The organism is [Bacillus] selenitireducens MLS10, from assembly GCF_000093085.1.
Taxonomy (GTDB): domain Bacteria; phylum Bacillota; class Bacilli; order Bacillales; family Salisediminibacteriaceae; genus Salisediminibacterium; species Salisediminibacterium selenitireducens.
On sequence record NC_014219.1, the window covers coordinates 381,472 to 395,798 of the forward strand.

Consider the following 14,327-nt stretch of genomic DNA (forward strand, 5'->3'; position numbering starts at 1 on the left):
AAAAGGAAAGAGCCCTAAACCGGCTCTTTCCTGGACAGTTCTGAATATATTTTTTTAAGACAGATAAACACCAGCTCAATTAAATATGGATGGGATCAATACTCCCCTTTCGCCATGCGATCAAAGAATGCGGCAACGTTCTGTTCCGTCTCCGGATCTGCGATGAGAGGCGGTGCATGATGCGGTTTGCGCCGGGCATCGATGATCATCGCGTCACAGCCCCAGTGCTTATTGACGATGGCTTCGTTGACGCCGTACATGTCATGTGACGGATTGCTTCTTGTGAATGTCACCCAGACGAAGTTGTTCAGCGTGGCGCTTGTGAAGCTGGCGTCATCCACCACGACGATCATCGGCACGCCGTCAAGATCGCGGGCAGCTGACAGGGACTTCGAGAGGGTCTCCATGTCGGTTTTCGCTTTATCGGCGTGGCCGTAGGCAGGCCCTTCAACGGCGACGATGCCCGGCATGACGAGGTTGGCATTTGTGAACGGCGCAGTAACGTCCTTCAATGAATCCGGGATAACCTTCGCAAGCTCGCGACGCTGTTTGCCGTAGGCGGCGAGGACCACTTTACTGCCTTCGTTCAGCCCTTCCCCGGAGTAGTCGAGGGTGTCGATGGTGGTCTTCGTCTGGAAATGCAGGTCTCTTCTCAGCTCGAGGCGCTCGAGAATATACTGCATGAAGCCCGCCTCGTCATGGGTATCAAGGGGCTGATCTTTCTCGGCAGTGATCCAGAGGTATTTCGCGAGACTGAGCTGGTTCGTTCCGAGCACCCGATTGGCGATGGTGAGGAGCTCCTGCGGACGGTCGACTTCGTCAAACGGCGTGTACCGCTCGCTTCCGATTACGAACAGGAGCGGGTGTACACCTGCCGCATCGATGGCATGGACTTCCTGGACGCCCGGAATCTCCGACTTGATGGCTTCGCCGGTCAGCTCATGAATCAGATCACCAAAAGACGTATCCTCCTGCGGCGGTCTGCCGACGACGGTGAACGGCCAGACCGCGTCCCGTCTGGCGAAAACTTTGTGCACGCGCATGACCGGAAATTCGTGGGTGAGGCTGTAATAACCGAGGTGATCCCCGAACGGTCCCTCAGGCTTCGTTTCATCCGGATAGATCTCGCCGGTGATGACAAAATCAGCGTCAAGGCTCACGCAGTACCCGTCGATATACGTATGGCGGAAGCGGCGTCCGGACAAAAGTCCGGCAAAGAGAATCTCACTCAGTCCTTCCGGGAGAGGCATGACCGACGCGATCGTGTGCGCCGGCGGTCCGCCAACGAATATGCTGACTTTCAAGGGCTCTCCTCTTTGGGCAGCCTTTGACTGATGAATCCCGATCCCGCGGTGGATCTGATAATGAATACCGACTTCTTCATTCATCTTGTAATCGTTGCCGGACAGCTGAACCCGGTACATGCCGAGGTTGGCGTTCATCGGACCCGGTTTATCCGGGTCTTCGGAGTAGACCTGGGGCAGTGTCACGAAGGCGCCGCCGTCTTTAGGCCATGATTTGATCTGCGGCAGGTCCTCGATTTGGATCTCGTCGTGGGTGTCGTGAATGGCGTGGGCCGGTTTTTTCATCGGCAGGGCCTTCACCGCAGAAAAGCCGCTTGAAACATTTTGCAACGGGTGCTTCAGTGCATACATCGGATCGTCGCGGAGCGCGATGACTTTCTGGACCCCTTCGAGGGTGTGGCGGAAGATGAATTTACTCCGCTCGAGGGTGCCGAAGAGGTTGGATACGGCCGGGTACTTTGAGCCCTTTACATTTTCAAAATACAGGGCCGGTCCACCGGCAGCATAGGTCTTCAGGTGAATGGACGCCATTTCGAGGTGCGGATCGACTTCTTCTTTGATCCGAAGGAGATGACCGTGCTTTTCGAGATCTTCGATACAGGCTTTCATGTTTTCAAACATAGTGGGCGATACCTCCTGATTGATGTCGGTTTTGTTTTCGTGAGTGTCCTCTTTCATTTTACTCGAATTGAACAGAAAATGCAGGGATGAACTTTTGTGATCGGAATCACCGTAAATGGAAATCATCTATGTTATAATGGAAATCGTAAGTTCGTGTAAATATCAATGGGAACAGATAAAAGGATGGTGTCTTCATGTTAACAGAACAACAGGTACTGGATGCACTGAAGCCGATTAAAGACCCGCACCTCGGTGTCGGTCTGTTGGATTTGGATTCAGTGAAGGATTTGAAGATCAAAGAAAACCTCGTCAGTCTGAAGCTGGCGATTGCTGAACCGGGAACGGCGGAACAGATGCAGCTTCAGCAGGAAGTTGTCAACGCTGTCAAAACGGCGGGCGCGGAATCGGTCGGACTTCGTTTTGAGAAACTGCCGGATGAGGTGTTGGCTGAACACGGCGGGCAGTCGGAGGAAGCTGCGAGTGAATCACTCCTTGACCGCACGGACCGCACGACCTTCATCGCCGTGACGAGCGGGAAGGGCGGTGTCGGGAAATCGACGGTATCCGTCAATCTCGCTACATCTCTTGCACGTCAGGGCAAAAAAGTCGGGATCATCGATGCGGATATCTACGGCTTCAGCGTACCGGATATGATGGGAATTGAAGAGCGTCCGAAGGTTGTCGGGCAGCGCATTTACCCGGTGACACGCTTTGATGTACAGGTGATTTCCATGGGCTTCTTCGTGGAAGACAACTCACCGATCATCTGGCGCGGACCGATGCTCGGGAAGATGCTGAACAACTTCTTCAGTGAAGTGGAATGGGATGATCTCGACTACCTGATTCTCGACTTGCCGCCGGGAACGGGAGATGTGGCACTCGATGTGCACTCCATGCTGCCGACGTCCAAAGAGATTGTCGTCACCACACCTCACGCAACGGCCGCATTTGTTGCAGCCCGTGCCGGTGCGATGGCACTGAAGACCGATCACGAGATTTTGGGTGTCGTGGAGAACATGGCCTACTTCGAAAGCAAGGTGACCGGTGAGAAAGAGTATGTCTTCGGTACAGGCGGCGGACAAAAGCTTGCCGAAGAGCTGCATTCTGAGGTGCTTGCCCAGATTCCACTCGGACAGCCGGACTTTGATGAGGAGGTCTTCGCGCCATCGGTCTATGACCAGGAGCATCCGATCGGGAAGATTTACATGGACATGGCCAAGCAGGTCATTGAGAAAACAGCAAAATAAGCACGTACGCCCCGGATGCTCCTCGAGTGAGGATGTCCGGGGTTTTTCATAAGTTTCGGTGAGGAATAAAAGTGGCGCATTGTCTCCCGGATTTGATACAATGGAAGGTGGTTTTAAGAGGATTGGGGGTATGGCTGTGAACGCCAGGAAAGTAGTCTTTTTGTTTTGGTCAACGTTACTTATCGGTACCGTTGCAGGAACAATCATCGGGCTGATCCAGGGGATCGGCGGTTATTTCATGGTGATTGTGACGGCGGCGCTTTGGACCGTGATCGCACAGATGGGTTTCTTTGCGTATTTAACGATTCACCGCTTCGGACTCGGAATGTTTAAGTCCGTGTCGTTATGGAATAAAGTCCAACTTGTCATTATTGCGTTTGCCTTTTTCGATCTGATGTTCTTTCGGCATTATTTCTTTGCGACGGATGATGAGACGATGCTCGGCTACGCGATTATGCCGACCCTGTTGTTGGTCTATGCGCTGATTGTCGCCTATCTGAAGGCGAAAGATACGAATCGGCACGCATTTATTCCGGCGCTTTTCTTCATGTACGTCGTCACGATGATTGAGTGGATCCCGGCCTTTACAGGGAACGATCTGAACTTTATCATCAATGCGGTCGTACCGCTTCTCGTTGCCAACACGTGGCAGCTTCTCGTTTTGCACAGGCTGCACGAGATGCCAAACGGCAGACAGCCGACGGTCGAACAGTGGTCCAAATGGGAAAAGGAAGGATTTGAAGAGCGGAAACGGGAAAAAGAAACGAAAAAAAATCGCAAAAAAGCCCGGAAAAACGCTTGAAATTTTCTTGGAGACATAGTAAGATATCCATTGTCCGCTCTTGAGGATTCATGAGCGGATTCCATAGTCCGGTGGCGATAGCGAAGAGGTCACACCCGTTCCCATGCCGAACACGGAAGTTAAGCTCTTCAGCGCCGATGATAGTTGGGGGCTGTCCCCCTGTGAAAGTAGGACGCCGCCGGGCATTCATTATTCCACAGTAGCTCAGTGGTAGAGCTATCGGCTGTTAACCGATCGGTCGTAGGTTCGAATCCTACCTGTGGAGCCATGCTTCCTTAGCTCAGTTGGTAGAGCGCATCCATGGTAAGGATGAGGTCAGCGGTTCAAGCCCGCTAGGAAGCTCCATTTTTTTGTCTGAAATCAGAAGACTGGCCCGTTGGTCAAGTGGTTAAGACACCGCCCTTTCACGGCGGTAACACGGGTTCGAATCCCGTACGGGTCACCAATACAGGGGTATAGCCAAGCGGTAAGGCATCGGGTTTTGATCCCGTGTACCGCAGGTTCGAATCCTGCTACCCCTGCCATTTTCTTTTTTGAGACATACATACTGTTACATTCGGCTTATCAGACGAACCATCGTCGGATAGGCCGTTTTTATTTTCTTTCTTCTGCTTCAAATAACTAGAAATATCACTCGTTTTTCACCAATTAGAAATGGTAGAATAATAAAGGATATGAAACCTGGTGGAACGGTACCCCGTATATGGAGTAACCGCCGAAGCGGAGGATCAGTAAATGGATATGCTTGTGAAGAAACTCGTTCTCGAAGTGCGAAAAGGAAATCAGGAAGCCTACGCGGAGTTGGTGGATTTATATAAGGATCAGGTCTATCATATTGCCTACCGGATGCTTGGGAATATGCATGAGTCCCAGGATATCGCTCAGGAGGCGTTTTTGAGGGCTTATATGAATCTGGATTCCTATGACATCAATCGGAAATTCTCGACGTGGCTGTTTCGGATTACGACGAACCTGACGATAGACCGGATTCGGAAACGGAAACCGGATTTTCATCTTGAAGATCCGCTTGCCGGGACGGACGGGATGGATCACCACGCTCACTTTGCAGCTGAGATGCCTCTCCCTGAGGAACAGGTGGTGCAGCTCGAGCAGCAGGAGTGGATTCAAAAAGAAATCATGGCTTTGCCGCCGAAATACCGGTCGGCGATCATTTTAAAATACCTGGAGGATAAATCATTGAAAGAGATCAGCGAGATTTTGAATTTACCTGTCGGTACGGTCAAAACTAGAATTCACCGAGGCCGTGAAGCCCTGAAAAAACGGCTGGGCAGTTCGTGAGAGGAGGGGAAACCAGTGGCCTGTTCAAAAGAAAAAACAGCATGTATTCATAAGTATCTCGACGAAGAAATGGATCTGTTGGAACAGCGGCAGTTTGAAGAGCATGTCCGCTCCTGTGAGGCCTGCGACGCGCATCTGTCAGATCTCCGGCGAACCGTTGCCATCGTACAGAGTGCCTCTCATTTTCAGGCGCCGGCTCAGCTCACGGATGCCGTCATGGCAAGCCTACCGAAGCAGAAACCGGCAGCAAAGTGGAAGAACTGGGTCCGACAGCATCCCTTCGTCATTACGGCTGCGACGTTTTTCCTCGTCTTTATGATCAGCCTTTCCGCAGGATTTGGCGGGGATGATCAGCAGATTGCCGTCACGGGAGACGGACAGTTCTATATCGATGACGAAAGGCGTGTCGTTGTTGTTCCGGAAGGGGAAGTGATCCGCGGTGACCTGGAAATTCGAAATGGTGATGTGGAGGTACTCGGTGAAGTCTCGGGGAATATCACCGTCATTAACGGTGAGCATCTTTTCGCCTCGGCGGGTCATGTCTCAGGAGAGATTCAGGAAGTGAACCGTTTTTATAACTGGCTGTGGCATGAACTGAAGGATCTGTTCAGGCAGGTCATTCCAGGCGGGCAGGACGGGGAGCATGAAGAGAATGCTGCCCCGCTTTTATAAAACTATAGGGATGTTTAACTCCGTTAAAGGATTATAGTATAAGTGCAATTAAGGCTTTCGCCATTGAGGATTGGCGACAAGCCAAGTTTTCTATAGGGGATTGTTCTCAGGATGCGCATACGCTCTATAAGCGGTGCGCATTTCCTCTGTCTTTGGAATAACGAAAATCGTGGGATGACGGGTGAGAAAATCGATTCGGACATGCGGTCATGGGACATTATGTTATAATGGTGAAGAATGCTTGGAATACATCCGGTTTGGAGGAACAGGTATGTTTGAAGACTTGACGTTCTGGCGGCTTGTGGCGATTGTCGTAGACATAACCCTTGTTGCCTTTGTAATTTATAAATTGATTATGGTGATCCGCGGGACGAGGGCGGTTCAGCTCGTGAAAGGGATCACCGTTATTTTGACAGTATGGTTCTTAAGTGGCTATTTTGGATTACATACCTTGCAGTGGCTGATGCAACAGGCGGTCATCTATGGTGTGCTGGCCATTATCATTATTTTTCAGCCTGAACTCCGGCGTGCCCTGGAACATCTCGGACGGGGCAAACTGTTCCAGAGCTCCTCGACAGCGAATGCAGAGGAGATCGAAGAGATGATCGAACATCTCATCAAGTCCACGAACTATATGGGCAAGCGGCGGATCGGGGCTTTGATCTCCATCGAACGGGAGACAGGCATGAACGATTACATCGAGACCGGCGTCAAGCTGAATGCGAACCTGACGACGGAACTGATGACGAATATATTCATCCCGAATGCGCCGCTTCATGACGGAGCAGTCGTTCTGCAAAATGGCAGCATCGCCGCAGCGGGCTGTTATTTGCCGCTTTCGGAGAATCCGTTTATTTCGAAGGAACTCGGTACGCGTCACCGCGCGGCTCTTGGCGTCAGCGAAGTGACGGATGCCCTGACGCTCGTTGTCAGTGAGGAAACGGGTGCCATCTCCATGACCAAAAACGGTGAACTGCACCGGAACCTCGATCAGGACCATTTACGAAAGATGCTCGAGAAAGAACTGATGAATAAAGAGGAAGACAAAGGGACTTCCCGTTGGCAGTGGGGAGGGAGAAATAATGGATAAGCTCTTTGAGAAGAAGTGGTTCATCAAGGTCGGCTCGGTGGCGATTGCCATTCTGCTGTTTCTGATGGTCAATTCCGACGGGACGACCACAACAACCGGAGGGCTGCCGGGCATTACCGACGGCTCGAGGGTGATCGAAGAGGCACAGCTGAATGTGTATTATGATGACGAGAACTATGTGTTGACCGAGGCACCGGAAACGGTCCAGGCAACGTTAAGGGGACCGCAGAACGTCCTCACCTTTTCGCAGGTGACGCAGGGACAGCAGGAATTCTTTGTGGATTTGACAGACAAGGAGCCTGGGGTGCATTATGAACGGGTGCAGCACCGGGGATTCCCTGCGGATCTGTCTATCTCCATCGTTCCGATGACGGTGCGTGTCGTGATTCAGGAACAGCAGACTGTATCTTTCCCTGTTGAAGTGGATATTGAGAACGAAGGTATGATTGCCGAAGGCTACCAGGTCGGTGAGCCCGTTGTCGATCCGTCCACGGTCGATGTCCGTGCCGGCATTGGCATTGTGGAACAAATTGCCGGTGCGAGAGCCTCCGTTAATGTGGAAGGCGCTGATAATGACGTATCCGGTTCGTTCCCTGTCGTCTTTGTCGACGGCAACGGAACGGAACTGGAACTGACAGCAAACCCGGCTGCGGTGGATATTACCGTGCCGATTACCGCACCGAATAAAACCGTGCCGGTGAGAATCGGGCGGGAAGGGGAGCTTGATGAGGGGCTTGCCATCGATGATATTTCCTTTGATCCGTCTGAGGTGACGATTTACGGACCGGTGGATGTGATCAACGACATCAGTTTCATTGATCTTGATCCTCTTGACCTTTCAGGATTGGATGGCAGTGTGGTGACGGAGAAAGACGTCATTGTCCCTCAAGGCGTGGAGTCAGTTGACCCTGAGACGGTCGATGTGTCCGTAGACGTGGTTGAAGAATCCGAACGGGTTTTTCAGGATTACGAGATCATCGTGGAGAATGAATCAGATGAACAGAATGTAACGTTTGTCGAGCCTGACGGAGGCATGTTTGACTTAACCGTCAGCGGCAGCGATGAACTTTTGCAGCGGTTGGAGCGTTCGGATATTCAGGCAAGCATCGACGTGGAAGATCTTGAAGCGGGCGAGCATGAGGTAACGGTCACCTTTGACGGCCCTCAGCATCTCCGCTTTGTTGATGAAGGGCTTACCGTTGTAATTGAAATAGGGAATGGTGACATCACAGCTTCAAACAGTGAAACGAATGATGAAGAAGAGGAAGACGAGACACCGGAGAGCGATTCTTCGTAACATCCGGATGATCCTTCTTATATGAAGACTGCCAGAGCATATGATTATACAATAGCTTCCCTCAGTCAGGGGGCTCATCAGTAAGGGAGAGATAGGAATGGGTAAGTTTTTTGGAACAGATGGCGTGAGAGGTATCGCCAACAAGGAATTGACGCCTGAGCTGGCGTTTAAGCTCGGACGGTTTGGCGGTTACGTCCTCACGAAAGAGACCGAAAAGCCGAAAATCCTGATCGGAAGGGATCCTCGTATATCAGGACCGATGCTCGAGAGCGCCCTGATCGCAGGTCTGTTGTCCATGGGGGCGGAGGTCATGCGCCTTGGCGTCATTACAACACCGGGTGTGGCGTATTTGACGAAAGCACTGAGTGCGGATGCGGGTGTGATGATTTCCGCTTCGCATAACCCGGTGGAAGACAACGGAATTAAATTTTTCGGTCCCGACGGCTTCAAGCTGGTTGATGAACAGGAAGAAGAGATTGAGCGGCTTTTGCATCAGGAAGATGACATGGAAGACGACCTGCCCCGCCCCGTTGGCGGTGAAATCGGGACGGTCAGTGACTACTTTGAAGGCGGTCAGAAGTACCTCCGCTTCTTAAAACAGACGCTGTCCGAAGATTTCAGCGGTCTCAAGATTGCCATAGACTGTGCGCACGGGGCGGCTTCTTCACTGGCGAACCACCTGTTTGCCGATCTTGAGGCCGAAGACATTTTCTGCATCGGCTCCTCACCAAACGGCGTGAATATCAATGCAGGCGTCGGTTCAACGCATCCGGAAGGACTCGTGGATCTCGTCAAGGAGAAAGGCGCTGATATCGGCCTTGCCTTTGACGGCGACGCCGATCGTCTGATTGCCGTTGATGAAAAAGGCAATATCGTCGATGGGGATCAGATTATGTACATCACGGCGAAATACCTCCGGGATAACGGGCGGCTTGTGGATGATACCGTCGTCTCGACGGTGATGAGTAACCTCGGATTCTACAAAGCTTTGGAAGAAGCGGGCATTCAGACAAAACAGACAGCCGTCGGTGACCGTTACGTCATGGAAGAGATGCGCAAAGGGAACTACTCTCTTGGTGGTGAACAGTCCGGTCATATTATCTTCCTGGAGCACTCCACAACGGGAGACGGACTGTTAAGCGGTATTCAGCTTGTGCAGATCATGAAGGCAACAGGCAAGACGCTCTCAGAGCTTGCCAGTGAGTGGTCGCATTATCCGCAGAAGCTGGTCAACGTGCGGGTTGCTGATAAGCACGCCTTGCATAACAACGACGTGATCGCAGACGAAATCCGCGCCGTCGAACAGGGCATGAACGGGGAAGGGCGTATTCTTGTGCGACCGTCCGGCACCGAGCCGCTCGTCAGGGTCATGGCCGAAGCACCGAGCCGTGAGAAGTGTGAGGAGATCGTCGACGGCATCGTCGGGGTCGTCAAGCGTGAACTGGGTTCGATTGAATAACTGAACAGAAAACGTCACCTCCGTCCGGGATCCAGTATCCCAGGGCGGAGTTTTTTGTACCCCATTGACGGAATGGAATCTGTGATATATACTCATATACATAACTATATAACCATATGAGAGTGCGGTGAAAAGCATGGTGAACTTTCATGATAAAAAACCGATCTACCTTCAGATTAAGGAGAAGATTGAGACCCTGATCGTTCATGATCAGCTGAGGCCCGGTGAACGGATCCCTTCGACGAACGAGCTCGTGCAGCTTTATAAAGTCAATCATCTGACCGTTGCGAAGGGAATTAACCTCCTCGTGGAAGAGGGACTCGTCTATAAGAAACGGGGTGTTGGCATGTTTGTTGAGGAGGGTGCAAAAGAAACGGTTCAAGGAACGAGAAAAGAAGCGTTCAAAGAGGATTATCTCCTGCCGATGCTTGAAGAAGCGGAGAAAATTGGCATGTCGGAAGAAGAAATTATTCACATGATCAGGATATGGAAGGAGCGTGATGGGCAATGATCGAGGTCGAAGGACTCACCCACAGATTTAAAAAAGAGTCGGCATTGCAAGATATTTCATTCGCGATGGAGAAAGGCCGGACCTATGGTCTGATCGGCCGAAACGGTGCGGGGAAAACGACGCTGTTATCGATTTTGGCATCGTTCCTTCCGAAGCAGGAGGGCACGTACCGGTACAAAGGAGAAGACCCTTTTGAACAACAGGCGCTCATGCGCGAGATTCAGTTTGTCTATCAGCGGGATTACTCCGATGAAACGGATAAAGTCACCGATTATGTGAAGCTGTATGGCCGTTATTTGCCGAGGTTTGATGAAGAGCGGGCACTTTCGCTTTTGAAAGGGTTCGGTGTTCCCCTCGACAAAGCGATTCACAGCCTGTCGACGGGCAAACAGTCGGCGTTTACAATCTGCCTCGGCCTCGCTTCACAATCGGAAGTCCTGATTTTTGATGAGGCGTATCAGGGCCTGGATGCACCGGGGAGGGAGCGCTTTTATCAATTGCTTGTTGAGGAACAGGAACGTGATCCGAAGCTGATCATCCTGTCCACGCACCTCGTGTCGGAAATGGACTATCTGTTTGACCACGTCCTTATTCTCGACAGAGGTGAGCTCGTGGTGAACGAGCCTGCAGAGGCGTTCAGAGATCGCGGTGTCACCGTTACCGGTCATAAAGACACGATTGCCGCTTTTGTCGAGGGAAAGCAGGTCATTCAAAGGCGTGAACTCGGTCCGACGGTCGCCTGCACGCTGTTTGACAGACCTGATGAAGAGGAGCTTCGGGAAATGAAAGAGGCGGGAATTGAGATCTCAGCGGTCTCCCTGCAGGATCTGTTTATCTTTATGACGGAGGAGGAAGAGGTATGAGCAGTGTGAATACGGCTATTCAAAAGAAAGTGGGTGTCGACCTGTTTTCCATGCAAATGAGGTGGGCGTACTGGCTGATCGGGGTGGTCTGGTTTTTATATCTGACAGGGTCCTTCTTTTCCGGGACGCTCCAGGACTTCATCCTGCTTCATTTTATGGATTCCTTGTTTCAGCCTGCGAAGATCTTTATGTTTGTCATCGGGATTATCAGCGGGGTGTATCTGATGCCGCTCTTTGTCCAGTTGGGTGTGACGAGGCGGAATTATTTCATCGGAGCGACCGTGGCCACGTTCCTTGTCTCCGGAGTGATCATGCTGTTTGGGATGCTCCTTCATACGGTGACGATGGGATTGACGGCTGTGACACCGCTCACTGCCGGCGGCGGAGTGGTGGACTTTTTGCCGGATGAGCTGTTCCTCGGGTGGCGGTTCGTGATTTTTACGCTGATTGCAGCGGTCTACTACGGGACGGGCTGGCTCATTGCCATCGGCTTCTACCGGTTCAAGACCTGGGTGGGCATGCTGACGATCCCTGCGGCGATCTTCTTCAACGTGATTACGGAACTGTTTTGGGATTCGGGGCTCAATATCTGGCTGTTCTTCTGGATAGAGGCTGATTTCAGCGGATCCCTGCCGGTATCCTTTGTTGCGACGGTGCTTATTCTCGGTGTGCTTTACGGCATCATCCGTAAATTGACGGCAGACGTGGCGATTAAAGTGAAATGACCAGGTTGCCATTGGCCATCTTTCCTTGTAAGGGAAGATGGCCAATTATGCTGCAGGCGGTCAACCAAGAAAAACAGGATTGACAGATGGAAGATATTGAGGGAAAATAGGCAGTGCGGTTTCACAAAGCCGCCCATTTTCAGATAGGCAAATGTACGTAAATGGTGTATGATAAGGCTATTCAAAGAGGAGAAAGGAGGGACGGAGTGCAGAGCAAGCAGTCAAAGCGCCAGAACTGTCTGATCATACAGGCAGTTGACGAGGTGGAGGTTCATCGAATGATTCGGCGGATGCCTCCCGGCTGACACACAGTCGACAGGCATGACCCCAAACCGCAGAGGTGACTCTGTGAACAACGGGTGATGCAACCGTGTAACCGGCTTCGAACACACGCACCGTGCCAGTAGCGGCCGTCCATGAGAGCTAAGATCACAACAACATTCAAAGAGTGGGGGCAGAGGTGCCCCGTGCATTTCTGTCCCGCAATCAGGGAGGAAATGATTATTATGTGTGGAATCGTAGGTTATGCAGGAACAGCTGCAGCAAATGAAATCTTATTAAAAGGACTTGAACGTCTTGAATACCGGGGCTATGACTCCGCCGGTATCGCGCTCGTGAATGGAGACGGGGTTCACGTATACAAGGAGAAGGGCCGGATTGCCATTCTCCGTGATTCCATGGACCAGGCCCAGCCGGGACCGGTCGGGATCGGACATACACGCTGGGCGACTCACGGCGCACCAAGCCAGGTCAACGCCCACCCGCATCAGAGCAGATCCGGACGCTTCACCCTCGTTCATAACGGGGTTATCGAGAACTATGAGTATGTGCAGCGCGAGTATCTTGCGGATGTGGAGATGGTCAGTGATACCGATACGGAGATCATCGTCCAGCTGATTGAGAAGTTCGCTAATGAAGACGGCATGCAGACGGAAGAAGCGTTCAGAAAGACGCTCAGCCTGCTGAAAGGATCTTATGCGACGGCACTCCTTGATGAGCTGAATCCGGAAACGATCTATGTAGGGAAGAACAAAAGCCCGCTTCTCGTCGGTCTTGCCGATGGCGTGAACGTGGTGGCAAGTGACGCCATGGCTATGCTTCAGGTGACCAATGAATTCGTCGAGATCATGGACGGTGAGATGGTCATCGTGACCCGTGACGACGTGCAGATTAAGAGCGTTGACGGCGACACAGTTACCCGTGATTCCTATATTGCAGAGATCGATTCAACGGATATTGAGAAAGGCACATACCCGCACTTCATGCTCAAGGAGATTGAGGAGCAGCCGTTTACGATGCGAAATATCATTACGAAATATAAAGATGAGAACGAGAACATTAAGCTTGATGAGCATATCCGGCAGGCTGTACTTGATGCGGACCGTATTTACATCATTGCGGCCGGAACGAGCTTTAATGCCGGACTCGTCGGAAAAGAAATGATTGAAAAGATTGCACAGATCCCTGTGGAAACGCATATTGCCAGTGAATTTCTCTACAATATGCCGATCCTCAGTCAGAACCCACTCTTTATTTTTATCTCGCAGAGCGGTGAAACAGCGGACTGCCGCGGTGTGCTCGTGAATGTGAAGGAGCTTGGTCACAAGACCCTGACGATTACGAACGTGCCTGGATCGACCCTGTCCCGTGAAGCGGACTATACCCTGCATACCTATGCAGGTCCTGAAATTGCCGTCGCCTCAACGAAGGCCTATACGGCCCAAATGGCGGTGCTTGCCATTCTGTCGGTGGATACCGCGAGAGCGAAAGGCATTGAGATTGACTTCGATCCGATGCAACAGCTCGGTATTGTTGCCAACGCCATGGACATCTTCATGGAGAAGAAAGACGAGCTTGAACAGATGGCCCGCGATTATCTCAGCGTCACGCGCAACTGCTTCTACATCGGACGCGGTATGGACTATCACGTCTGCATGGAAGCATCCCTGAAGCTCAAGGAGATTTCCTACATCCAGGCAGAAGGATTTGCCGGTGGGGAACTGAAGCACGGCACAATTGCCCTTATTGAAGAAGGCACTCCTGTTGTCGGGCTCGCCACACAGGAATCGGTACACCTGAATCTGCGTGGCAATATGAAGGAAGTCGTTGCCCGTGGAGCGAACCCGCTGATGATCAGCATGGAAGGCTTCGAAGAGGCGGATGACAAGATCGTCATTCCGCGCGTGCACGAGCTCTTCACCCCGCTTGTCAGCGTCATTCCGATGCAGTTTATTGCTTATTACGCAGCCCTTCACAGAGGCTGCGACGTGGATAAGCCAAGAAACCTGGCAAAATCCGTCACCGTCGAGTAATCGGACGGCCGACACTGTCAACATGGACCGGAACGGCAAAGCAAGAGCCGTTCCGGTTCTTTTTTTGGTCGTTCGGTGAGGTTTGCGGGAACAAGAATTTTAATTATCTCGAATTCGAGATAAAA

12 protein-coding genes, 4 tRNA genes and 1 rRNA gene are annotated in these 14,327 nt (G+C 51.7%); 16 read left to right on the forward strand and 1 reads right to left on the reverse strand.

Going from position 1 to position 14,327, the window contains the following annotated elements:
• Nucleotides 1-95: 95 nt before the first annotated feature.
• Complete coding sequence (locus BSEL_RS01945) at nucleotides 96-1,925, reverse strand: UbiD family decarboxylase (RefSeq protein WP_013171336.1); 1,830 nt, start codon at nucleotides 1,923-1,925, stop codon at nucleotides 96-98.
• 194 nt (nucleotides 1,926-2,119) lie between these two features.
• On the opposite strand from BSEL_RS01945, the gene BSEL_RS01950 reads away from it, so the two are divergent.
• The 16 genes from BSEL_RS01950 (at nucleotide 2,120) to glmS (ending at nucleotide 14,202) form a co-directional block, all read left to right on the forward strand.
• A complete protein-coding gene (locus tag BSEL_RS01950; protein WP_013171337.1) occupies nucleotides 2,120-3,172 on the forward strand; it encodes a P-loop NTPase in 1,053 nt (350 codons plus the stop codon).
• Nucleotides 3,173-3,302: 130 nt separating this feature from the next.
• Nucleotides 3,303-3,974 (forward strand): KinB-signaling pathway activation protein, encoded by a 672-nt coding sequence (locus BSEL_RS01955; protein ID WP_013171338.1) that lies wholly within the window; start codon nucleotides 3,303-3,305, stop codon nucleotides 3,972-3,974.
• A gap of 67 nt (nucleotides 3,975-4,041) precedes the next feature.
• Nucleotides 4,042-4,158 (forward strand): 5S ribosomal RNA (rrf, locus tag BSEL_RS01960).
• 9 nt (nucleotides 4,159-4,167) lie between these two features.
• Nucleotides 4,168-4,242, forward strand: a tRNA-Asn gene (locus tag BSEL_RS01965).
• A 1-nt stretch (nucleotide 4,243) separates the two neighbouring features.
• Nucleotides 4,244-4,319: transfer RNA gene (locus BSEL_RS01970), tRNA-Thr, on the forward strand.
• 25 nt (nucleotides 4,320-4,344) lie between these two features.
• A tRNA-Glu gene (locus BSEL_RS01975) sits at nucleotides 4,345-4,419 on the forward strand.
• A 4-nt stretch (nucleotides 4,420-4,423) separates the two neighbouring features.
• A tRNA-Gln gene (locus BSEL_RS01980) sits at nucleotides 4,424-4,498 on the forward strand.
• 211 nt (nucleotides 4,499-4,709) lie between these two features.
• Nucleotides 4,710-5,273, forward strand: a complete 564-nt coding sequence (sigW, locus tag BSEL_RS01985) for an RNA polymerase sigma factor SigW (protein WP_013171339.1) — start codon at nucleotides 4,710-4,712, stop codon at nucleotides 5,271-5,273.
• Between the two features lie 15 nt (nucleotides 5,274-5,288).
• Complete coding sequence (locus BSEL_RS01990) at nucleotides 5,289-5,945, forward strand: zf-HC2 domain-containing protein (protein WP_013171340.1); 657 nt, start codon at nucleotides 5,289-5,291, stop codon at nucleotides 5,943-5,945.
• A 271-nt stretch (nucleotides 5,946-6,216) separates the two neighbouring features.
• Nucleotides 6,217-7,035, forward strand: coding sequence for a diadenylate cyclase CdaA (cdaA, locus tag BSEL_RS01995; protein WP_013171341.1), 819 nt, complete (start codon nucleotides 6,217-6,219; stop codon nucleotides 7,033-7,035).
• Complete coding sequence (locus BSEL_RS02000) at nucleotides 7,028-8,332, forward strand: CdaR family protein (protein ID WP_013171342.1); 1,305 nt, start codon at nucleotides 7,028-7,030, stop codon at nucleotides 8,330-8,332. The genes cdaA and BSEL_RS02000 overlap by 8 nt, the downstream gene beginning before the upstream one ends.
• 97 nt (nucleotides 8,333-8,429) lie before the next feature.
• The gene (gene glmM, locus BSEL_RS02005) at nucleotides 8,430-9,791 is read left to right on the forward strand and encodes a phosphoglucosamine mutase (RefSeq protein ID WP_013171343.1); all 1,362 of its coding nucleotides are present in this window, start codon (nucleotides 8,430-8,432) and stop codon (nucleotides 9,789-9,791) included.
• A gap of 136 nt (nucleotides 9,792-9,927) precedes the next feature.
• Nucleotides 9,928-10,302: a GntR family transcriptional regulator gene (locus BSEL_RS02010; RefSeq protein ID WP_013171344.1), complete on the forward strand. Its 375-nt coding sequence runs from the start codon at nucleotides 9,928-9,930 to the stop codon at nucleotides 10,300-10,302.
• Nucleotides 10,299-11,165 carry an ATP-binding cassette domain-containing protein gene (locus BSEL_RS02015; RefSeq protein ID WP_013171345.1) on the forward strand — a complete coding sequence of 289 codons (867 nt, stop codon included), beginning with the start codon at nucleotides 10,299-10,301 and terminating at the stop codon, nucleotides 11,163-11,165. Before BSEL_RS02010 ends, BSEL_RS02015 begins: the two co-directional genes overlap by 4 nt.
• Nucleotides 11,162-11,890: a hypothetical protein gene (locus BSEL_RS02020; protein ID WP_013171346.1), complete on the forward strand. Its 729-nt coding sequence runs from the start codon at nucleotides 11,162-11,164 to the stop codon at nucleotides 11,888-11,890. The genes BSEL_RS02015 and BSEL_RS02020 overlap by 4 nt, the downstream gene beginning before the upstream one ends.
• A gap of 506 nt (nucleotides 11,891-12,396) precedes the next feature.
• The gene (gene glmS / locus BSEL_RS02025) at nucleotides 12,397-14,202 is read left to right on the forward strand and encodes a glutamine--fructose-6-phosphate transaminase (isomerizing) (protein WP_013171347.1); all 1,806 of its coding nucleotides are present in this window, start codon (nucleotides 12,397-12,399) and stop codon (nucleotides 14,200-14,202) included.
• Nucleotides 14,203-14,327: the final 125 nt, after the last annotated feature.